We start from the raw sequence: 22,362 nt of genomic DNA, 5'->3' as shown, positions 1-22,362 counted from the left end.
AAGTCCGGGGCTGAACACAGCTTCATTATTAACAGAGGACAGATGACAAAGAATAAGGTGAAACCGGCGCCTGTACCGGCCGCGCAGAGCCGCTCGCAGGCGCCTACCATGGCCGATGTGGCCGAACTGGCAGGCGTATCCCCGATGACCGTGTCGCGCGTGATGAACGGTGATACCGCCGTCCGCGAAAAGACCCGCCTGCGCGTCGACGCGGCCGTCGCTGCCCTTAACTATGTCCCCAATCAGGCGGCACGCCGCCTGGCCGGCTCACGCCCGATCCGGGTCGGCTTCCTGTACTCGAATCCATCCGCCGGCTATCTGAGCGAGTTCCTGGTCGGCCTGCTGAACCAGGCCAGCCCGAACAACGTGCAGCTGGTGGTGGAAAAATGCGAGGCCGATGAACATGGCGTCGATCAGGCACGCCGCCTGATCGCGAATGGCGTCGACGGCATCATCCTGCCGCCGCCGCTGTGCGACGTGCGCAATCTGATCGACCTGATCGCCGCTTCCGGCACGCCAGCGATGGCGGTAGCCTGCGGCCAGCCGGACCCGCGCGTCAGTGGCGTCAGCATCGACGACTACCAGGCCGCCTATGCGATGACCTGCCATCTGATCGCACTGGGTCACCAGCGCATCGGCTTCGTCATCGGCCATCCGAACCAGAGCGCCAGCGCGCGCCGCCTGGCCGGCTTCAAGGCGGCGCTGACGGACAAGCACATGCCGCTGGCGCCAGAGCTGATGGTGCAAGGTCTGTTCACCTACCGCTCCGGCCTGGACGCGGCGGAAGTGCTGCTGAATCTTGAACACCGCCCCACCGCCATCTTCGCCAGCAACGACGACATGGCCGCTGCGGTGGTCGCGATCGCCCACCGCCTCGGCCTCGACGTGCCGGGTGACCTGACCGTGGCCGGTTTCGACGATACCGCGCTGGCCACCACCATCTGGCCCGAGCTGACCACCGTGCGCCAGCCGATTACCGACATGGCGGAAGCCGCCGTGCAGTTCCTGGTGCGCCAGATCCGCGCTCAGCGCAACGGCGAGCCGGAACCACCACAACACGCGCTGATGGAGCACACCCTGGTGCGCCGCCAGTCCGACGCCGCCCCGCGCCTGCGGCCCAGCACCAAGATCGCAGGCAAGGGACGTATCTAAAAAAACCTACCGAGACAAACCATGACCAAACTTCCCGTGCTGTTGATTGCCGCAAGCGTTATCTCCTCCGCCACTTATGCAGCCGACAGCGCGCCGCGCGCCACCACCGCTTCCGGCGTGGTGGAAGGCGTACGGGAAGCCTCCGGCGTGACGTCATACAAAGGCCTGCCGTTTGCGGCGGCACCAGTCGGCAAGTTGCGCTGGAAAGCGCCGCAGCCTGCGGCCAAGTGGAAAGGTTTGCGCAAGGCCGATCATTTCGGCGCGCGCTGCATGCAGCTGCCGCTGTTCAGCGATATGCAGTTCCGTGCCGACGGCATGAGCGAGGATTGTCTGTTCCTTAACGTCTGGACGCCGGCCAAAGCCGCAGGCGACAAGCTGCCGGTGCTGGTCTACTTCTACGGCGGCGGCTTCCAGGCCGGCGACGGCTCGGAATACCGCTACGACGGCGAAAGCCTGGCGGCCAAGGGCATCGTCACGCTGACCGTCAACTACCGCCTCAACATCTTCGGCTTCCTGGCCCATCCCGAGCTGACCAAAGAGTCGCCGGCACACGCTTCCGGCAATTACGGCCTGATGGACCAGGCGGCTGCACTGCAATGGGTGAAGCAGAATATCGCGGCCTTCGGCGGCGATCCGGCTCGCGTGACCATCGCCGGCGAATCGGCCGGCTCGTTCTCGGTCAGCGCGCAGATGATCAACCCGCACGCCAAGGGACTGATCGCCGGCGCCATCGGCGAAAGCGGTTCGCTGCTTGGCCTGAACGCGCCGACGCCGTTGGCGAAAGCCGAGCAGTTTGGCGCCGACTTTGCCAAGGCGATCGACGCGCCCACGCTGGCCAAGCTGCGCGCACTGAAGGCGCCGCAGCTGCTGGAAGCATTGAAACGCCCCGACGCCCGCTTCTTCGCCATCCAGGACGGCGACGTGATTCCACGCGCACCGGTGGAGCTGTACGCCGCCGGTGAGCAGGCCAAGGTACCGCTGCTGGCCGGCTGGAACTCGCAGGAAGGCCACTACAAGCAGATGTTCCAGGATGAAGAGCCCAGCGAAACCGCGTTCATGGCGCGCCTGCAAAACGTATTCGGCGACCGGGCCGACGCCGCGCGCGCGGCCTACAGCGGCGACGTCAAACAGGCCGCCACAGATCTGTCCAGCGATCTGTTCATCGGCCACGGCACCTGGAAGTGGATCGACGCGCACGCCCGCACCGGCGGCAAGCCGGTCTACCGCTATTACTATGCGCATCCGCGTCCCGGCAAGGACGGCGCTGGCCACTCGGTGGAGATCGAGTACGCGCTGGGTAACCTCGGGACAAATAAAGTCTATGCGTGGACCGAGGATGACTACAAGCTGTCCGCGCAGTTGCAGGACTACTTCGCCAATTTCATCAAGACCGGCAATCCAAACGGCGCCGGCCTGCCGGAATGGCCGCAAGCCAGCGCCGGCGCGGGTTCCCGCCTGATGGTGCTGGACCTGCCATCAAAAGCGGCAACGGCGGCCGACGACGCCCGCCAGCAGTTCCTGGAAAGCCAACCGCGCCGCTGAAAGTAGTTGCAGACGTTAATGCAACAGGTTTGTATTTTATTGTATCGGCCCGTAATCGATTGAAAACCTGCTATACAATTTATCCTCTTAACATGAGGAAACAGCCCTATGCACAAGAAGCTTGGCTTACTGGCCATCTGCCTGTCTGTATCCGCCTACGCGGCGGAACCATTCGACGACAAGTTCCGTCAACTCGACGAGATCCTGCCGACTGCTAACGCTTACCGTACCGCGTCCGGCGCCCCCGGACACGCCTACTGGCAGCAGCGCGCTGATTACACCATCAGCGCGTCGCTGGATGAAGCCAAGCGTGCCCTCACCGGCAGCGAGCAAATCACCTATCACAATAACTCGCCGGACACGCTGAGTTATCTGTGGGTGCAGCTGGATCAGAATATCTACAAAAAGGATTCCGACGCCCGCATGATGTTGACCCAGCCCTCGCGCGAGTCGTGGTCCAAGCCGGCCGGTCAGGATGATGGCTACAAGTTCGAAGGCATGCGCGGCATTCTGGCCGGCCGCGATTTCGAAGGCGGTTTCAATATCAAGACCGTCAGCGCGGGCGGCCAGCCGCTGAAGCACGTCATCAACCGCACCATGATGCGCATCGACCTGCCGAAGCCACTGAAACCGGGCGAGCAGTTCGTGTTCAACATCGACTGGTCCTACAACATCAATGAACAGCAAGTGCTGGGCGGCCGTTCCGGCTATGAGCACTTCGAAGAAGACAAGAACGACCTGTTCGAAATCGCCCAGTGGTTCCCGCGCATGGCGGCCTACTACGATGTCTACGGCTGGCAGCACAAGCAGTTCCTGGGCACCGGCGAGTTCACGCTGGAATTCGGCGACTACGACGTGCAGCTGACCGTGCCGGCCGACCACGTGGTAGCCTCCACCGGCGAACTGCAAAATCCGGCCGACGTGCTGAGCGCCACCCAGCGCGAGCGCCTGGAAAAAGCCCGCACCGCCACCGCACCGGTGGTCATCGTCACCCAGGAAGAAGCCACCCAGGCCGAGAAGTCGCACAGCAGCGCGAGCAAGACCTGGCACTTCAAGGCAGCCAACGTGCGCGACTTCGCCTGGGCTTCCAGCCGCAAGTTCATCTGGGATGCGCAGGGCTACAAGAAGGACAGCACCAACGTGCTGGCGATGTCCTACTATCCGAAGGAAGGCAATCCACTGTGGGGCAAGTACAGCACCCAGGCCATCATCCACACCATCGACAAGTACAACAAGTACGCCTTCGACTACCCGTATCCGACCGCGATTTCGGTCAACGGTCCGGTGGGCGGCATGGAGTACCCGATGATCTCCTTCAACGGTCCGCGTCCGACCAAGGACAAGAAGACCGGCCAGCTGACCTGGTCGCAGCAGACCAAGTATGGCCTGATCGGCGTCATCATCCACGAGGTAGGCCACAACTACTACCCGATGATCATCAACTCGGATGAACGCCAATGGACCTGGATGGATGAAGGCCTGAACACCTTCGTGCAGTATCTGGCCGAGCAGGAATGGGAAGACAACTACCCATCGCGCCGCGGCGAGCCACGCAACATCGTGGACTACATGAAGAGCCGTAACCAGATGCCGATCATGACCAACTCGGAATCGATTCTCCAGTTGGGTAACAACGCCTACGCCAAACCGGCCACTGGCCTGAACATCCTGCGTGAGACCATTCTGGGCCGCGACCTGTTCGACTACGCGTTCCGCGAATACGCCACGCGCTGGAAGTTCAAGCGCCCTACCCCGGCGGACTTCTTCCGCACCATGGAAGACGCTTCCGGCACGGACCTGGATTGGTTCTGGCGCGGCTGGTTCTACACCACCGATCCGGTCGACATCAGCATCGATGGTATCACCGAGTATGGTGTGAACACGAAGAATCCGGAAACCGAAAAGGCATGGAAGAAGGCGCAGAAGGATGCGCAGCCGATCTCGGTGTCGGAACAGCGTAACAAGGCACTGCCGAAGCGCCTGGACGCCCATCCGGAGCTGAAGGACTTCTACAACGAGCATGACGAGTTCACCGTCACCAACAAGGACCGCAACACCTACGCCGAGGCGGTGGAAAAGCTGGAACCGTGGGAGAAGAAGCTGCTGGAACAGGGCAAGCACCTGTACCTGGTGGACTTCTCCAACCTGGGTGGCATGGTGATGCCGCTGATTCTGCAGATTGAACTGAAGAGCGGCAAAAAGTACATCGAGCGCATTCCGGCCGAAGTATGGCGCTACTCGCCGAAGAAGATCACCAAGCTGATTGTCACCGATGAGCCGATGGTGGGCCTGACTCAGGATCCGTTCTGGGAAACCGCCGACATCGACACGTCCAACAACTCGTGGCCACGCAAGGTCGAGCAGTCCCGCCTGGAGCTGTTCAAAACCGAACGTGACAAGGTCAATCTGATGCGCGACTTTAATACGCCGCTGAAGAAGGACGAGAAGAAGTGATATTGCGCCGACTGCGCTTCGTTGTAGCAGCCATGCTGGCCTCGGCCGGCATGGCGGTCCACGCCCATAACTTCCACATGGGGATGGCGGACATCAGCTACAACGAGCGTACCGGCAGCACCGAGATCGTGCACACCTACACCGGGCACGATCTCGCCACGCTGCTGACCAATCTTTACGGCCGCCAGTTCGATCTGGGCCGCGCGGACAGCGAAGCACCGCTGCGCCGCTACGTGGAAAAACAGTTCACCATCGCCGATGCGGAGGGCAAGCGCCTGCCGCTGCAATGGGTGGGCTACAAGGCTGATGCCGACACTGTCGTCATCTTCCAGGAGATACCGGCCACACGCCTGCACAAAGGTAGCCGTATCCACAACGCTTTGCTGATAGACTTCCTGCCGTCGCAACGCAATACTGTAAATGTACAAACCGATGGCACGATTCAAACCCTCGTCTTCGATCAAGACGCGATCGATCAAATCTCCCCTTAAATACGCGCTGCTGCTGGCGTTAGGCTCGGCTCATGCTGACGACCAGTACATGACCCGCATCCTGGTCGATGGCTCGCGCACCAATCAGTTGGGCGTGGCCGATGCCGCCAGCGCCGGCACCGTCACCCAGGAAGAACTGGCCAAGCGCACTGTCTACCGTCCCGGCGAAATGCTGGAAGCCGTGCCGGGACTGGTTGTCAGCCAGCATAGTGGCGAAGGCAAGGCCAATCAGTTCTATCTGCGCGGCTTCAACCTCGATCACGGCACGGACCTGCGCACCACCGTCGACGACATGCCGGTCAACCAGCGCAGCCACGCCCATGGCCAGGGTTGGACCGATTTGAATTTCCTGATTCCGGAACTGGCGGTGCGGCTCGATTACAAGAAAGGCCCGTATTCCGCCGAGGAAGGCGATTTCGCCTCGGCCGGCACCGCGTCCGTGGCGTATGCGAACCGCCTGTTGCAGGGCATCGCCAGCGTCTCCGGCGGCCAGCACGGCTATGGCCGCGCGCTGCTGGCGGATTCGGTGGACGCCGCCAACGGCAGCCTGCTGTACGCGATTGAAGCGATGCATAACGACGGCCCGTTCACTCATCCGGACGATTATCAGAAGCTGAACGCGGTGCTGCGCTACAGCCAGGGTTACGCCAACAACGGCTTTAACGTCAGCCTGATGGCCTACAAGGCCGACTGGAATTCGACCGACCAGATTCCACTGCGCGCGGTGCAGGGCGGCCAGATCGGCCGCAACGACGCCATCGACAGCACGGATGGCGGCAAGTCGCATCGCTACAGTCTTTCCGGTGGCTGGCGCCGCACCGATGACGACAGCGCGTCCAAAGTCAATGCCTACATCATCGCCAACCAGTTGGACTTGTGGTCCAACTTCACCTACTTCATGGATGATCCGGTGCATGGCGACCAGTTCGCGCAGCCGGACAAGCGCGTCACCAGCGGCGTGAACGCCAGCCATAGCTGGCACCAGCACACCGAGAACGGCAGCAGCAACACCACCATCGGCGTGCAGCTTCAGAACGACAATATCTACAACGCGCTGCTGAACACCGAGGCGCGACGCACGCTGTCGGTGACGCGGCAGGACCATATCGTTGAATCCAGTGCCGGCCTGTATATCGAGAACAGCACGCGCTGGAACGCGGCGTGGCGCACCACGGTGGGCGCACGCGTGGATGCTTACCGCTTCAACGTGCAGAGCGACCTGGCCGCCAATTCCGGCACGGTCAACGATCATCTGGTGAGCCCCAGCGCCAGCGTGGTTTACGGACCGTGGCAGACGGCGGAACTGTACGCCAACTTCGGCACCGGTTTCCACAGCAACGACGCGCGCGGCACCACGCTGACCATCGATCCGAAAACCGGACTGGCGGCGGACAAGGTACAGCCGTTGGTGCGCTCGCGCGGCATCGAATTCGGCGCGCGCACCGCGTGGCTGCCTGGCCTGCAAACTTCGCTGTCGCTGTATCGGTTGGACTTCGATTCGGAGCTGACTTATGCCGGCGACGCCGGCACCACCGAAGCCGGGCCGCCAAGCCGGCGCTATGGCGTCGAGTTCTCCAACTACTACAAGCCGCTGAAATGGCTGTCGGTGGATCTGGATCTGGCCTATGCGCGGGCGCGTTCGCGTGGTTATGTGGAAGAAGGCAGCTACATCCCCGGCGCCATCGAAGGCACCGGCCAACTGGCGGTAACGGTGGACGATGGCGGGCCGTGGTCAGGCTCGCTGAAGCTGCGCTATTTCGGCCCGCGTCCGCTGATTGAGGATAACAGTGTGCGCTCGAATGCTTCGATGACGCTGAATGGCCGTATCGGCTGGAAGATGCGCAAGGATCTGTCGCTGGAGCTGGAAGCCTTCAACATCACCAACCGCCGTGACTCGGCCATCGACTACTACTATGCTTCGCAGCTGAAGGGGGAAGCGGCGCCGGTGGACGACATCCACTTCCACCCCATCGAATCGCGCTCGCTGCGGGCGACGCTGATCAAGACCTTTTAAGGGGCTTTGCTAACATTCAGCTTCGGGGACTGCTTGTCGCTGACGTTCAGCGTAAACAGATAAGTCCCCGAGGCTGGAATGTCGACACTCAGATTCGGGCCGACACTATCGACGCGGTGCGGCTCGCCGAGTTTCAGCACCTGATCGTCCGCCAGCCCGCCCAGGTCGATGGTTTTCCAGTCTTCCGAGCCAAGCTTTAATTCGTAGCGGCCAGGTGCCAGCGCGACTTTGGCGACGTAGTTGCCGCCTTCCTTCCGCATGCGATCGCGCACGCTCCATTCGTTCATATCACCGCGCAGGAAGATGGCCGCCGCGTCGTAGTCCAGCTTCATATCGGCCACGCGGGCCATGCGGATGCGCTGGCCGTTCTGCACCAGCGTCAGCGCCTGCACCGTACCTTTTGCGTCGCGCTCGGCGACGAACTGGACGTCGACCACCAGCGCGAACAACTGGTCTGACGATTCAGCATACAGCGGCACCGCACGCTGGCCGTCCAGCCTTCCTCTGAGTTGTCCCTCCTGCTCGCGCAGATAGAATTTCGGACCTGTCGGCATGCTGTAAGTGCCCATCAGCGCTGTCTTCTGCGCGGCTGTGAGCGTAATCGCCTTGCGCTCAAGCGGCAGGACCACATTGGCACCGCCGGCTACCGCAGCCAGACCAAGGGACAGCGGCTCCAGCTGAGTGCCCTCGACATTACTCAACGCGATGACGCTGACTTTGTCCTTGAGACGATAACTCAGCGTGGTGGAGAAGCCTCTAACCGCGCCGGCATGCTGCACCATCGTGCCGGCGCTGGTCTCAAGGACGCTGACACCATAGCCATAGTTCTGCAGTCCCGGCGTCAGCATCTCTGCCAGCGATTCCGGCTTGAGCAGCTTGCCCTCGTACAGGCCACGATTCCAACGCAGCAGATCGCCGGTGGTTGAATACAGCGCGCCCGCCGCATGCGGAATACTCATGTTGATGAAGCCCGCGTTCGCCAATCCCTTCGCGTTGCGCTCATAGCCGGCCGCGCGATGCGGCAGGATGGTGGCATTCCAGTCGTAGCCAGAATCGCGCATGGCCAGCGGCTCGAAGATATTCTTGCGAACGAATTCACCGTAGCTTTCGCCACTCACCTGTTCAATCAGTTGGCCCAGCAGGACGTAGCCGGAATTGCTGTAGTCAAAGCGCGAGCCAGACGTGAACCTAAGCGGCATATCGCGCACCATCACCAAAATCTCGGCCGGCTTTTTGGAGAACGGCTCAATGCCGAGATACTCCTTCTGCGCGGTGAAGTTGGGAATGCCAGAGGTGTGATGCAGCAGTTGCGCGATGGTGATCGCGCTCCATGCCGGCGGCAGGTCAGGCACGTATTTGCTGACAGGGTCGGACACCTTCAGTTTGCCGCGCTCCTGCAACAGCAGCACGCTGACGGCGGTGAACTGCTTGGTGACGGAGCCGAGGCGGAACTTGGTGTCCGGCGCGTTGGCGATGTTCCACTCCACGTTCGCGGCGCCGTAGCCCTTGTCCAGCAAAACCTGATCGCCCTTGGCAACCAGCACGCTGCCCGAGAACTGATTGGAGGCGACAAATGCATCCACCACCGCCTCCAGCCGTTTCACATCCTGCGCCTGGCCCGGCACAGCGAATAACAAGGCGACTGCAAAGCCCGCAGCGCGCAACCACTTCTGATGTAATAGCATGTCTCCCCCAGATCAACCGTTGGTCATCCGGGCATGCTGCCATCAAATTATCATTTAAGCAATCGCATTTTTGAATGGGCATCGCTGTGCTAAGCTGCGCCACTTATTCAATCTGATGTGGAGTCTTCATGCAGCAATCCATCGTGCATATAGCGCTAGTGGTTCGTGACTACGACGAGGCGATCGATTTCTATGTCCGCAAGCTGGGCTTCGATCTACTTGAGGATACCTATCAGCCGGTGCAGGATAAACGCTGGGTGGTGGTGGCGCCGCCAGGAGGCGCCGGCACCACGCTGTTGCTGGCGAAAGCATCCAAGCCAGAGCAGGAGCCGTTCGTCGGCAATCAGGCCGGCGGCCGCGTGTTCCTGTTCCTGAACACGGACGACTTCTGGCGCGACTACCAACGCCTGCGCGACCACAACGTCACCTTCGTGCGTGAGCCGAAGGAAGAGGATTACGGCACGGTGGCCGTGTTTGAGGACTTGTACGGCAATCGATGGGACTTGCTGCAACTACGCGCGGACCATCCGATCGCCGCGCGTATGCATCACCGTTAAATCAGGCGCCGCGCTCGTTCAGGATAGCGAAGCCGCGCTGGTGCCACACCGGGTACGCCGGCGGCACATCACTGGCCTGCTCCAGCAGCGCGTTCTGCTCCGGCGTCAGCGACCAGCCGGTGGCGCCGATGTTTTCGATCAGTTGCTTCTCATCGCGCGCGCCGATGATGACGTTGGAGACGGTCTTCTTCCCCAGCAGCCAGTTGAGCGCAATCTGCGGGATCGACTTGCCGGTCTGCTCGGCCACCACGCCCAGCGCATCGACGATGCGGAACAGGCGCTCTTCTTCAAAATGCGGGCCGGTGCCGGCGATGTCGTGCGCGCGCGTGCCTGGCTTGGCCGGCTGGTCGCGACGGATTTTGCCGGTTAGCTTGCCCCAACCCAGCGGACTCCAGACCACCGCGCCCACGCCCTGATCTTCGGCCAGCGGCGCCAGTTCCCATTCGTAGTCGCGGTTCAGCAGCGAGTAGTAGATCTGATGCGCGACATGGCGCGGATAACCATAGCGCTCCGAGGTCGCCAATGATTTCATCAGATGCCAGCCGGAGAAGTTGGAAGCGCCGACGTAGCGCACCTTGCCTTCGCGGACCAGTTGATCCAGCGTGGACAAGGTCTCTTCCACCGGCGTGTTGTAGTCCTGGCCGTGCAGTTGCAGCAGGTCGATGTGCTCCACCTGCAGCCGCTTCAGCGACGCGTTCACCGCTTCGATGATGTGCTGGCGCGAGGAGCCGTAATCGTTCGGTCCCTGGCCGGTGGGGAAAGTGACCTTGGTGGAGATCAGCAAGCGATTGCGCTTGCCCTTGATGGCCTCACCGAGAATTTGTTCGGCCAGACCGTCGGAATAGACGTCGGCGGTGTCGAACATGGAGACGCCGTGTTCGAGGCAGACATCGATCAGGCGCGAGGCGCCGCCGGCATCGGTGCTGCCCCAGGCTTTGAAGAAGTCGTTACCGCCGCCAAAAGTAGCTGTGCCAAAACTCAGTTCCGGCACACGCAGGCCGGATTTTCCGAGACGCTTGAAATTCATCGCAATCCTCCAGAGTAGTGCGCGACCACGCGCGCAGGGGATCTTGATTGTAGCGCCGTAACGAAATTCGCGCTGACGACCGCTGTGCTACGATTTCCGCAGTTGGAGGATCTATTATGGGCACCAAGCGTAAGAAATCTACAGCCGGACTCGTCATCGAGGAAGATGGCCCGCAACTGAAGACCGTTAAGTTCGGCTCAGTCACGGTTACCGGCCCCGCGCCAAGCGCAGAGGAAGTACAGCGCAACGTCGTCGAAGCGCAAAAGTCACTTGCACGCGCGCTTCGTCGCATGCTGCGACCCGGCATAGACCTGCCCCAGCCGCCAGACATTCCATTCTTTCACGCCGATCCCGACATTCCCGGCCGCATCATCAGGAAACTAAACGGCGTCATCGAGTCCGGCACCATAGTCAACGGCAAATTTCGCGCTGCAAAATGATGACGCTGAAAACAGCTCTGGGTATGGTGCGCGGCGCGCAGCGCACTACAGGTGGGCCACTGGCCGTCATTATGGCTGGCCACAATGGCTCGGGCAAATCAACTATGTGGAATACTTACATCTCGCCGCAATTCAAGATTCCGCTTATCAACGCTGATCGAATGATGATGTCGACGCTACCCGAGCCGGACCTGGATGGCAGCATCCCTCATTGGGCTAAGAAATTGAGGGACACCGACGAAGACTGGATGCGCGTCGCGCAAAAAGGTGTGCAATCCTTCGTGGGGCAAGCTCTGGTCCGGCACGCATCCTTTGGCGTGGAAACCGTCTTTTCGCACTGGCGTGATCTTGGTGGCGGCCAGTTCGAATCCAAGATAGACCTGATCGAAGAGATGCAAGCGGCGGGATATTTTGTGCTGCTGGTGTTCGTCGGTCTAAGCAACGCGCCACTGTCGATCGCCCGCGTTGCCACGCGCGCGGCACGCGGCGGCCACACTGTCAGCACCTCACGTCTGCTGAGCCGCTTCCCGAAGACGCAAAACGCCATCCGCCTCGCCGGCTGACACCCCTGCCTCCTGGTTGAAGCCTATTCTTCTTTACCTTCCAGCTTGTGCGCACCATCGCGGAATGCGTGGCCGATTTCGCGAGTCACTTTCCTGGTTCCATGGCCGATCGCGCGCGCGCCATCGCGGAAGCCGTGTCCGATGGCGGTGGTGGTTTTCTTGACACCGTGGCCAACTGCCTTGGCAGCCTTCTTCGCGTCATCAACCGGATGCACGCCGCTGGAACTATTGGCGGCGCTGCTCTTATTATCTTCATCGGCAGCGAACGCCGATGTGCTGATCAAGGCGGTAACCAGCAAAATCCCCGCGAGTGCGTTCTGATGTAAGCGTCTTGCAATCATGTTCACTCCTTACAGTTTCAACTGGAAATATCTTAACCTATTCCAAGCCGAGCGACGGTTCAACAAGCCACTACCAGCGTGAATTACCTAACTGTAATTTTTCTCATCTGCAATCATGCTACCCTGAAATAGTTGTAAACCCTGAAGTAGTATTTCTTTGGGCCGCGCATAGTCGCGGCCATTTTTTTGCCCGGCGACGGATTAAAACTCTTCCCACTCATCGCTGGCCGCTGCGGCGGCTTTGCGTTTTTGCGGCACTGGCTTGGCGGCCGGCTGGGCGATAACCCGCTTCGGTTTCGGTAGCTTGCTCACCGCCGCCGGACGCGCCACTGGCGCAGCGAAAGCGGCGCGGGCGCCGGTCTTGAACGCGCTTACAACTTCTTCCAGCTTGTCCGCCTGATCGCGCAGCGTGGCTGCCGCAGCGGCGGTTTCCTCCACCAGCGCCGCGTTCTGCTGCGTGGTTTCGTCCATCTGCGTCACCGCGCGATGCACCTGCGCGATGCCGTCATTCTGCTCCTGCGTGGCGGCACTGATCTCAGCAACGATATCGGTCACCTGCTTGATGCTGGAGACCACGTCCTGCATGGTGCTGCCAGCCTGCTCCACCAACTGGGTTCCCGACTCCACCTTCTCGACCGAATCATCAATCAGCGCCTTGATCTCCTTGGCCGCAGCCGCCGAGCGCTGCGCCAGATTGCGCACCTCGGTCGCCACCACCGCAAAGCCACGTCCCTGCTCACCCGCGCGCGCCGCTTCCACCGCCGCGTTCAGCGCCAGGATATTGGTCTGGAACGCGATCCCGTCAATCACCGAAATGATGTCCACGATCTTGCGCGACGATTCATTGATCGAACCCATGGTCACCACCACCTGCTCCACAACAGCACCACCCTGCGTCGCCACCGTGGACGCCGAACGCGCCAGCTGATTGGCCTGGCGCGCATTGTCCGCATTCTGGCCCACGGTCGACGTCAACTGCTCCATGCTGGCCGAGGTCTGCTCCAGCGCCGCCGCCTGCGACGACGTGCGCTGCGACAGATCGCCCGTACCCGCTGCAATCTGCTGCGACGCCGCGCCGACCGAACTGGTGGAGGCACTTACCGTATCGATCACGCCCGCAATCCGCTCCAGCAGCTTGTTGAACGCCACCGCCGTATGGCCGATTTCGTCCATGCGCTCCACCTTGATCTGATGCGTCAAATCCAGCGACTGGCTCACATCCTCCAGCGTGCCGCGAATCGACGCCAGGCTACCCTTGATAATCACATACAGCTGCCACGCCAGCGCACCGGTCACCAGTACCGCCAGCACAATCACCGTCATCAACAGGCGGAAGGCGAAATCGTAAGCCGCCACGCTCTCCGCACGCACATCCTCACTCAGCTTGTTGTTGTAGGCGATATGATCGTCGATCGACTTCTTGACAGCGGCCGCGCCGATCGCCAGCGGCGTACCCGCCTGCAGCGTCGCGCGCACCGCGTCCATGTCGCCGGCATGCGCGCCGGCCAGGAACGGCACCAGCGCCTGACGATAAGTCGCCATGGCCGCCTTGTCCGCCTCCAGCAGCTTACGGTCGGTGTCGTCGAAGATGCGCTCTTTTTCGTAGCTGGCGATGGCCTCGTCGAACTTGGCCTGGGCATCGTTGTAGGCTTTATCCAGCGCGCTCTTGTCGGCCAGATTGGAAAACACCGACAGCCGGTAAGCGGCCAGCCGGCTATCGGCCAGAGAACCCTTGGCCAGGTTCAGGCCCGCGATGCTGGGGATCAAACGGGTCTGCACCATGTCCAGCCGCTGCTGCGCGCGCGACAGTTGGGCCAGGCCGACGGCGCCGACAAAAATCAGCGCCAGCAGAGCTAACGACAAGGTCAGAATCAGTCGTTTTGTAATCGTCATTGTTACTTTTCTCAGTGAAGTGGTCGAAAAAAAACGCCGCACTCTCAGAGTACGGCGTTCCAGTATATGCGTAACATTGTTACATTTGAGCAATCAGCAACAAATATATGCTGCAATGCAACTAAAAAGCAACGTTGTCAATCACGCCACGCGGAAACCGTGGGTGCCGTCCCGGCCCAGCTGCGCCACCAGACCGAATTCCCAATCGAGATACGCCTGCATCGCTTCGGCGCGATTGTCGGTGCCCTCGTAGGGACGGCGATAGCGGTCGATCAGCGGCGAGGCCAATCGGGTCGGCCCGGTCTCCACCGGCTTGTTGGCGGCCAGCCAGGCCGCCGTGCCGCCCGTCAGCACATGGATCGGCAGCTTGGTCAGCGTGCGCAGGTCGGCCGCGACATAGCGCGCCAGCAGACTGCTGCCACAGGTAAGCACATAACGCTGCACACCTTCCGGCAACTGCGCCAGCGCCGCCGCCAGCTGCGAACGCAGCGCAAACCACGCGCCGGGAATATGCCGCTTCTGATAATTCACACCGGAGGTGAAGTCCAGCAGCGCCACCTGCTGCGGTGCGTCAGCCAGCCACTCGGCCAGCGTGTCGACGCTGATCTCGTCCGCTTCCGGCGCCGGCGCCAGTTCGTCCTTCCATGGCGCGGTCTCGCTAAAGTCAGACGCTTGCAGGCCATCCACCACATACACCTCGTGATTCATTTGCCGCAGCCAGTGTGCGCTGAGATTGGCGCGCACGCCGTCGCTGTCGGCCAGCACGATGCGGGCGCCGCGTACCGGCGCAAACTGCTCGGTCTCCTGCACCAACTGCCCGCCGGGCGCGGAGCGGAATCCCGGCAGATGGCCATCGCCATACTCGCCGGGACTGCGGATGTCGAACAGATAGTTGGAACGCGTGCGGTCCGCCCGCAACGCCACCAGTTGCGCGCGATCCAACCGCAGTACACCGGCGCGGTCGGCCAGCGCGCGCGCATCGCGTGCCGCCGTGGCGCGGTTGGCTTCCGAAGCAGGTGGATAGCTGCGCGACTGGCCATGCTCCAGCTGCTGCTCGGCCAGCGTCCAGCCAATGGTGCCGTTGCGCAGCGCCGATACCGGATTCGGCACGCCGGCGTTAATCAGCGACTGGGTGCCGATGATGCTGCGCGTGCGTCCCGCACAGTTGACGATGATGCGGGTGGCGGGGTCCGGCGCCAGCTCGCGCGCGCGCAGGGCCAGCTCCGCGCCCGGCACGCTGATGCTGCCGGGGATGCTCATGGTCTGGTATTCGTCGTAACGGCGCGCGTCAAGGATGACGATGTTCTCGCCCTGGTCGATCAGCGCCTTCACTTCCGGCGCCGACAGCGATGGCGTATGGCGTTCATGCTCCACCAATTCGCCAAACGCTTTGCTGGGCACATTCACATCGCGGAACAATTCGCCACCGGCAGCACGCCAGCCGGACACGCCGCCTTCCAGCAGCGCGACGTCGGTGTAGCCCAGTTGGTGCAAGCGCAGCGCCGACGGCAGCGCCAAGCCTTCGCCATCGTCCAGCACCACGATCGGCACATCGCGGCGCGGCAGCTTGGTGTAGGCATCGATCTCGATGCGGTTATATGGGAAGTTGGCGGCGAACAGCGGATGCGCCTGCGCATGCGGATCTTCTTCGCGCACGTCCAGCAGCGCGATCTCGCGGCCGGCCAGCAGTTCCGCCCTCACCTGCTCGTAGCTGCGGTACGGGATCTGTGGCGCGTAGCCTGAGCGGAACGGCTTGACCTGCCCATCCAGCGTGAACACATGACGGTCCACCGCGCCAATATCGGCGCCATACACGTGGATGCCGATCGAGACACGGTCGCTGTAAGCGTTGTAGACCTGGTGGATGTCGCCCAGCGTGGGCGATACCGCGACCACGGTGCCGGTCTCCAGCCGCTGCGGTTCGCCGTGACGTTCCAGCGTGCCATCCGGCTTGCGGCGGAAATCGTGCGAGATTTCGGCGCCGCGCAGCAAGCCGACCAAACCCCAGACCGTGTGGTCATGGATAGGCGTGAACTGGCCCGGTCCCCAAACAAAGCTCACCACCGAAAAGCGTGCCGCCGGATCGCGGTACAGCAAATACTGACGATAAAACTGCGGATGCGGCGCGGCCGCCTCCGCCGGCAGCCAGTCGTCGTGCGACAGCAGCTCGCGCAGGAAACTTGCGCCCTGCTCGATCACCGCCGCCTCGTCGGCGCCAATCACGCTTTCCAGCTGGTTGACGAAATGCCGCAGACGCGGCGGCAGATCGGATTGTTGTACCTCGCTCATGTGTCTCCTCCTTACGCAGCCTGGCGGCGTGCTGCGGTGTTACGATTTTCAGGTACGTCCAAACCAAGATTACCACGCAGCGTGCTGTGTTCATACTCGGTCCGGAACAGGCCGCGCTGCTGCAGCACCGGCACCACCTCGGCCACGAAGGCGTCCAGCTGGCGCGGCAGCGATTCAAACAGGATGAAGCCATCGGCGGCGCCGTTCTCGAACCAGCGCTGAATCGCGTCCGCGACCTGCACGCCGGTGCCGACGAATTCACGGCGCGGACTGGCGTAGCGCAGCGCGGTCTGGCGCAGCGTCAGGTTCTCTTCGCGCGCGGTGCGGGCAATGCGTTCGGACGAGCTGCGGTTGCTGTCGGCGCCGTATTGGGCGATGTCCGGGAACGGGCCGTCCAGCGGATACTGGGTCAGGTCATGCTCGTTGAAGGAGCGGGCCAGTGCCACCAGCGCGTCTTCAATGCGGATCAGGCCTACCGCTTCCTGGAACAGGCGCTCCACTTCCTGCTCGTCGCGGCCGACGATGGCGCGCAGCGCCGGCAGCACGTTCAGGCGTTCCGGCGCGCGGCCAAAGGCAGCGGCACGGCGCTTGATGTCGGCATAGTAGGTTTGCGACGCTTCGAGCGACGAGTTCTCGGTGAAGAAGGCGTCGGCGTAGCGCGCCGAGAAGTTGCGGCCATCTTCCGATGCGCCGGCCTGGAAGATCACCGGCTGTCCCTGCGACGAGCGGCTGATGTTCAGCGGGCCTCGCACCGAGAAGAACTCGCCCTTGTGGTTCAGCGTATGCAGCTTGGCCGGATCGAAGAACTGGCCGCTTTGCTTGTCGCGCACCAGCGCGTCGTCTTCCCACGAATCCCACAAACCCTGCACGGTTTCCAGGTGCTCGGCGGCGATGCGGTAGCGCACTTCGTGCGGCGGATGCGATGGCTTGCCGTAGTTCTCGGCGCTGCCGGACAGCCACGAAGTCACCACGTTCCAGCCGGCGCGGCCCTTGCTGATGTGGTCCAGCGACGCGAACTGGCGCGCCACGGTATATGGTTCGCTGTAGCTGACGGTCAGCGTGCCGACCAGGCCAATGTTCTTGGTGTGCGTGGCCACGGCGGAAAGGATGGTGAGCGGCTCGAAGCGGTTCAGATAATGCGGGCTGGATTTCTCGGTAATGTGCACACTGTCGGCGACGAACAGGAAGTCGAACTTGGCCTGCTCCGCCAGTTTGGCCTGACGCAGGTAGAAGTCGATATTGGTGCTGGCGGTGGGGTCGGCCTCGGGATGGCGCCAGTCGCCCCAGCCTGGGCCTACGCCGTGCAGGATGAAGCCGAGTTTCAGTTGTCGAGTGCTCATGATGATGCTCCTTTAGGTATGAGGTCAGGCTGGGCGGAACAGGCTGGGGTCCACCAGCTTGCTCGCGTCTACCCGGCGCGGGAATAATTTGGCTTCGTAGAAGGTGTCGGCCACCAGTTGCAATTGGCGGACGATGTCACCGTCGACCGCGCGCAGTTGCGGCTTGTCGCGGCTGACCACCAGCGACGCCACTTCGGGCGGCAGGCCGGTCAGGCGCTGGAATACGTCGGTGTATTCCTTGGGATGGGCGTTGGCCCAGACGTTGGATTGCGCCAGCCGTTGCAGCACGTCGGCCAGGGCGGCGCGCTTGCCGGCATCGGCTAGCGCGGCGTCCGAGGCGGCAATCACGCCGATGCCGGAGTTGATGCCGACGCCGTCGCGCAGCACGCGGGCGCCACGCAGTTCGGCGGCGGCCTGGTAGGTGCCGAAGGTGGCCCAGGCTTCGACCTTCCCGCTGGAGAAGGCGACGGCGGCATCGCTGGGCAGCATGAAGCCGGTGTTGACGTCATCCGGTTTCAGGCCGGCTTCGCGCAGGGCGCCAAACAGCAGGAAGTGCGAGACGCTGCCGCGCGCGGACGAGACGATGACGTTGCGGCCGCGCAGATCGGCCACGGTCTTGATCGGCGAGTTGGGCGGCACCAGGATCGCCACGCCGACCGGCGAGGAGACGCTGGCTGCCACCACTTTCACGCGCGCGCCGCCTGCCGCCGCTGCCAGCGCCGGCGTGTCGGCCGCCATCGCGGTGTCGACGTCGCCGGAGACCACGGCTTCAAACAGCGGTGCCGCGCCCTGGAAGCTGGCCCACTGGATTTTGTATGGCAGGTCTTTCAGCACGCCGGCCGCTTCCGCCTTGGTCTGCAGCAGGCGCACCTGGTCGCCCAGCACCAGTGTGACTTTCGACAGGTCGGGTGTGCCGGCCAGGCCGGCGCCGTTGCCGGCGCTCGCGATGGCCGATGCGCTGCCGGCCCCCGGCGCTGCGGACTTGCCGCAAGCGCCGAGCAGCGCGGCCGCCGGCAGCATCGCCAGCAGACGGCGGCGGATGCGATCCGGATCAGAATACATACGTCACCTTGCCGTAGTAGTAAGCACCGCTAGGCGCAAACGGCGCCGGACCGTAGTAATACGCGCTCACGCCAGTATTGGCGTCGCCGGGGCCATTCTTGTCCGGCTTCGTATTGAACACGTTGGCCGCGCCGACCACCAGTTTGACCTTCTTGGTCACCGCATAGCTGAGATCCAGATCGGTCAGCCACTTGGCGCCGAAGTGATAATCCTGCGCGCGATTGGCGGTGGTCTGCCAGGTGTACTTGTCATAGCGCGTGGTCTGCAGATTCGCTTCCAGATCACCGAAGAACCAGCGCGCCGACAATATCAGCTTGGTCTTCGGCGTCGCCGTCAGATCGCCGATGCCGCCACCGGCCGTGTAGCCGAACCACACCGAACTGCCGCCGGTATTGGTGCCCAGCGACGTAATCTGCGATGGCGTGGCTGCGATGCGGGTAATCGTAGTCTTGTTGTAGTTCAGCGCCGCGCCCCAGCGCACCAGGCCAAAGCGGCCGTAGTCGCTGGTGATGTCGCTTACCAGGTCGGCGCCACGGGTGCGGGTATCGACCGCGTTGGCGAAGTATTGAATCCACTCGGTGCCGGTCAGACCAGCCGCGATCAGCGCCGGCGCAAACGCCGGGCCGAACATATAGCCGGTGCGGACGATGCGGTCCTTCACCGCCACCTGATAGCCGTCCAGTGTGATGTTCACGTTATCCGCCGGCTTCAGCACAATGCCCAGACCGAAGTTGACCGACTTCTCAGGCTCCAGATCCTTGGCGCCGAACTGGCGCGCCAGCGCCGAGTTATTGCGCAGCAGCTTGGACAGGCTAGGCCCAACCTCGCCCGTCACCGGATTGATGTTGGTACGGTTGTCGGTCTGCGAATAACCGATCTGCGTCAGCGACGGCGCGCGGAACCCGCTGCCCACCGTGCCGCGAATGGCGACTTTCGGCGTGAAGTCATAACGGCTGTTGATCTTGCCACTGGCCGTGTTGCCAGCGCTGTCATCGTAATGCTCAAAGCGCACCGCGCCATCCACGAACCAGTCCTCGGTTGGATAGAAGCCCAGATCGTTGTACACCGCCAGCACCGTGCGGCGGATGCTGGTGGCATCGGACGGCGACAGCGCCACGCCGGCCTGCGCGCCCACCGCCGCCGGTTTGCCGACGTTGGGATCGCCCGCCTGGTCGCCGGCCTTGAAGATGTAGCCACCGTTGATGTACCCCAGCGGATCGCCGGCAAAGGTCGAGAAGCGTTCGACGCGCTGCTCCAGACCCCACGACCATTGCAGCGGCTTCTTCCAGCCGATATCGACCGCGCGGGTGAAGTCCTCGTTGGTGGTCCACTGCTCGAACTGATAGGTGGCGAGATTATCGAAACTGGTCGGCGACGATGGCCCCAGTGACGGATTGATGGTCAGGTTGCTGTACTGGCGGGCGCGGTTGCGGCCATAGCCTGTGCTCAGATCCCAGTTCCAACCGGCGGTTTTGCCGCGCGCGCCCACGTTCAGTTGATAGTCGTAGGCGCTCATGTTATTGATCGCGAAGTACCCGTCCGGGAAAATCTGCGAGATGGTCGCCAGGCCGTTGGGACGACGGAAGTTATTCCCGGCGACCGTGTTGCGAGTGCCGGCGGTGCCGAACGCGTACAGCGTGATATCGGCGTTGTAGGGCTTCTCGGCGTTGAAGGCGACATCGTAGGCTTCAATGCCTGGGTCGCCGTTATGCGCGCCATCGCGGTTCCAGGTCGCGTTCTTCGGATTCGAGGCTGGCGAATACGCCACCAGATTGGTCGATGGGAAGTTGTACCAGTCCTGGCCGCGCTTGCGAGCCGCCAGGCCGACGTGGACGAAGCCATCTTCACCCAGCGTGAAGCCGACATCGCCTTCGATCTTCTTGTTCGACAGATCGCCGCTGCCCTCTTTCAGCTTGCCGTAACCGGCAGAGATTTCACCGCCATGGTTGCCGGTTTTGAGAATCACGTTGACCACGCCAGCCACCGCGTCCGAGCCGTATTGCGCGGCGGCGCTATCCTTCAACACCTCGATGTGGTCGATGGCGCTGAGCGGAATCGTGTCCAGATCGATGGCATTGACGCCACTGGTGTCGCCGCCGCCGTTGGTCAGCAGCGCAGCGTTGTGGCGGCGCTTGCCGTTCACCAGCACCAGCGTGTAGGCCGGGCCAAGACCGCGATTGCTCACCGGCCGCACCACCGAGTTCACGCCGGCCTGGTTGGTGCCGAAGTTAAACGACGGCAGCAGGCGCGCCAGCGCCTCGGCCAGCTCAGCGCGGCCGGTATGAATCAGCTGCTCGCCGCTGATGACGTCCACCGGTGCCGGGCTGTCCGCTACGGTACGCGCTTCGCCGCGCACTGCGGTCGTTACCACCACATCCTGCACCTGTCCCACGTTGGTCTGTGCCCATGCCGGAATGGCCAGCAGTGCCAGACTTATTGGCGTCAATGCGATCTTTTTCGAATAATGCTGCATTATTGATCTTCTCCCTCGTGTGAATTTACCTGGATTTTCAGGCTAAATATTTGGCAAAGCTCTTGTCCCACAGCGGACGTACGTCAACGCGGCGCGCCAGCAGGCCCGCATCGGCAAATACGTCCGCCACTTTTTGTTGCGATTGAATCGCTGCGTCGTCCACCGGTATCAGCTTGTATGGCTCGCTGCGGTTCTTCACTTGATTCAGGAAATACTCCGGCGGCACACCTGCGATCTGGCCGCTGCGGGTGGCCCACTTTTCAGGATTGCGGTTGATCCAGTCATAGACCTTGGCCACCCGCTGCAGGTAGTCGCCCACCGCCTGGTGCTTGACCGGATCGGCAATCGCGGTAGTCGAGGCGCTGATGACGTAGTTACCCGACAAATAGCCCTTGGCGGTGCGCAGCACGCGCGCGCCCTGGCTCTTGGCGAATTCCACCACCAGGCCGTAGATCACCCAGGCATCCAGCTGGCCGCTCTTGAACGCGGCCAGGCCATCCTGCGGCAGCAGCGCCACCGGTTCAATATCCTTGAAGGTCAGGCCGTTCTCCTTCAGCAGCTGGATCAGGAAGTAGTGCGAGGTGGTGGAGCGCACGTAGCCGATACGCTTGCCCTTGAACTGCGCCGGATTGGTGATGGTGGAATTCTTCGGCACCAGCACCACCTGGTTATTGACGTCGCCGCGCAGCACCGCGATCACCTTCAGCGGCGCGTTACCGGCCGCCGCGAAGATCGGCGGAATCTCGCTCATGCCACCAAAATCCAGCGTGCCGGAGGACATGGCTTCCACGATCAGGTTCCCGCCGGCGAATTCGGCCAGCGCCGTTTTGTACGGAATGTCGGCCACGCCGGCTTCGTTGAAGTAGTAGCTGTCGCCGCCCTTGTAGGTGCCGACGCGCAGCGTGGTGTCGCGCAGTTGCGCCGCATGGGCGCGGGTGGCGTTGCTCCAGCCGGCCACCAGTGCGGCAGCGCCGGCGGCGGTTTTCAGAAATTGGCGGCGAGCGCCGCCCTTCGAAGTGATCGAATTCATTTTGCAGCC

General features: G+C 62.4%; 17 protein-coding genes. 8 read left to right on the top strand and 9 right to left on the bottom strand.

Features of this window, described 5'->3' with window-relative positions:
* The first annotated feature begins 42 nt into the window (after positions 1-42).
* From GJ699_RS10900 to GJ699_RS10880, 5 genes are all read left to right on the top strand, one after another.
* A complete protein-coding gene (locus GJ699_RS10900) occupies positions 43-1,152 on the top strand; it encodes a LacI family DNA-binding transcriptional regulator (RefSeq protein WP_154376022.1) in 1,110 nt (369 codons plus the stop codon).
* Positions 1,153-1,173: 21 nt separating this feature from the next.
* Positions 1,174-2,694 (top strand): carboxylesterase/lipase family protein, encoded by a 1,521-nt coding sequence (locus GJ699_RS10895; protein WP_154376020.1) that lies wholly within the window; start codon positions 1,174-1,176, stop codon positions 2,692-2,694.
* A 108-nt stretch (positions 2,695-2,802) separates the two neighbouring features.
* Entirely contained in the window at positions 2,803-5,148 is a 2,346-nt protein-coding gene (locus GJ699_RS10890) for a M1 family metallopeptidase (RefSeq protein WP_154376018.1), read from the top strand.
* Complete coding sequence (locus tag GJ699_RS10885) at positions 5,145-5,639, top strand: DUF6702 family protein (RefSeq protein WP_371867528.1); 495 nt, start codon at positions 5,145-5,147, stop codon at positions 5,637-5,639. The genes GJ699_RS10890 and GJ699_RS10885 overlap by 4 nt, the downstream gene beginning before the upstream one ends.
* Before the next feature lie 49 nt (positions 5,640-5,688).
* Positions 5,689-7,653 (top strand): TonB-dependent receptor, encoded by a 1,965-nt coding sequence (locus tag GJ699_RS10880; protein WP_229262061.1) that lies wholly within the window; start codon positions 5,689-5,691, stop codon positions 7,651-7,653.
* Here the strand turns inward: GJ699_RS10880 and GJ699_RS10875 are convergent.
* Entirely contained in the window at positions 7,650-9,338 is a 1,689-nt protein-coding gene (locus GJ699_RS10875) for a serine hydrolase (RefSeq protein WP_154376014.1), read from the bottom strand. The genes GJ699_RS10880 and GJ699_RS10875 overlap by 4 nt on opposite strands.
* Before the next feature lie 128 nt (positions 9,339-9,466).
* On the opposite strand from GJ699_RS10875, the gene GJ699_RS10870 reads away from it, so the two are divergent.
* Positions 9,467-9,895 (top strand): VOC family protein, encoded by a 429-nt coding sequence (locus GJ699_RS10870; protein ID WP_154376012.1) that lies wholly within the window; start codon positions 9,467-9,469, stop codon positions 9,893-9,895.
* A gap of 1 nt (position 9,896) precedes the next feature.
* Here the strand turns inward: GJ699_RS10870 and GJ699_RS10865 are convergent, their stop codons facing one another.
* A complete protein-coding gene (locus GJ699_RS10865) occupies positions 9,897-10,922 on the bottom strand; it encodes an aldo/keto reductase (RefSeq protein ID WP_154376010.1) in 1,026 nt (341 codons plus the stop codon).
* 116 nt (positions 10,923-11,038) lie between these two features.
* Between GJ699_RS10865 and GJ699_RS10860 the strand changes: the two genes are divergently transcribed.
* Together GJ699_RS10860 and GJ699_RS10855 are read left to right on the top strand one after the other, a co-directional pair.
* Positions 11,039-11,362: a hypothetical protein gene (locus tag GJ699_RS10860; protein ID WP_154376008.1), complete on the top strand. Its 324-nt coding sequence runs from the start codon at positions 11,039-11,041 to the stop codon at positions 11,360-11,362.
* Entirely contained in the window at positions 11,359-11,925 is a 567-nt protein-coding gene (locus tag GJ699_RS10855; RefSeq protein WP_229262060.1) for a zeta toxin family protein, read from the top strand. The genes GJ699_RS10860 and GJ699_RS10855 overlap by 4 nt, the downstream gene beginning before the upstream one ends.
* 23 nt (positions 11,926-11,948) lie before the next feature.
* On the opposite strand, the gene GJ699_RS10850 is transcribed toward GJ699_RS10855, so the two are convergent.
* The 7 genes from GJ699_RS10850 to GJ699_RS10820 all read right to left on the bottom strand — a co-directional run bounded on the left by GJ699_RS10850 (position 11,949) and on the right by GJ699_RS10820 (position 22,353).
* Entirely contained in the window at positions 11,949-12,266 is a 318-nt protein-coding gene (locus tag GJ699_RS10850) for a hypothetical protein (protein ID WP_154376006.1), read from the bottom strand.
* 201 nt (positions 12,267-12,467) lie between these two features.
* Positions 12,468-14,159, bottom strand: coding sequence for a methyl-accepting chemotaxis protein (locus GJ699_RS10845; protein WP_154376004.1), 1,692 nt, complete (start codon positions 14,157-14,159; stop codon positions 12,468-12,470).
* 141 nt (positions 14,160-14,300) lie between these two features.
* On the bottom strand, positions 14,301-15,884 hold the full coding sequence (locus tag GJ699_RS10840; protein WP_371867545.1) for a rhodanese-related sulfurtransferase: 1,584 nt from the start codon (positions 15,882-15,884) through the stop codon (positions 14,301-14,303).
* A gap of 575 nt (positions 15,885-16,459) precedes the next feature.
* Complete coding sequence (locus tag GJ699_RS10835; RefSeq protein ID WP_154376000.1) at positions 16,460-17,788, bottom strand: LLM class flavin-dependent oxidoreductase; 1,329 nt, start codon at positions 17,786-17,788, stop codon at positions 16,460-16,462.
* Between the two features lie 24 nt (positions 17,789-17,812).
* Positions 17,813-18,850 (bottom strand): ABC transporter substrate-binding protein, encoded by a 1,038-nt coding sequence (locus GJ699_RS10830; RefSeq protein WP_154375998.1) that lies wholly within the window; start codon positions 18,848-18,850, stop codon positions 17,813-17,815.
* Positions 18,840-21,296 carry a TonB-dependent receptor plug domain-containing protein gene (locus GJ699_RS10825; RefSeq protein WP_229262059.1) on the bottom strand — a complete coding sequence of 819 codons (2,457 nt, stop codon included), beginning with the start codon at positions 21,294-21,296 and terminating at the stop codon, positions 18,840-18,842. The genes GJ699_RS10830 and GJ699_RS10825 overlap by 11 nt, the downstream gene beginning before the upstream one ends.
* A 64-nt stretch (positions 21,297-21,360) precedes the next feature.
* The gene (locus GJ699_RS10820; RefSeq protein WP_154375995.1) at positions 21,361-22,353 is read right to left on the bottom strand and encodes an ABC transporter substrate-binding protein; all 993 of its coding nucleotides are present in this window, start codon (positions 22,351-22,353) and stop codon (positions 21,361-21,363) included.
* Positions 22,354-22,362: the final 9 nt, after the last annotated feature.

Source organism: Duganella guangzhouensis (assembly GCF_009674535.1).
Classification (GTDB): domain Bacteria; phylum Pseudomonadota; class Gammaproteobacteria; order Burkholderiales; family Burkholderiaceae_D; genus Rugamonas; species Rugamonas guangzhouensis.
The sequence above is the reverse complement of the archived record's forward strand: the minus strand, read 5'-3'. Positions and strand labels throughout refer to the sequence as shown.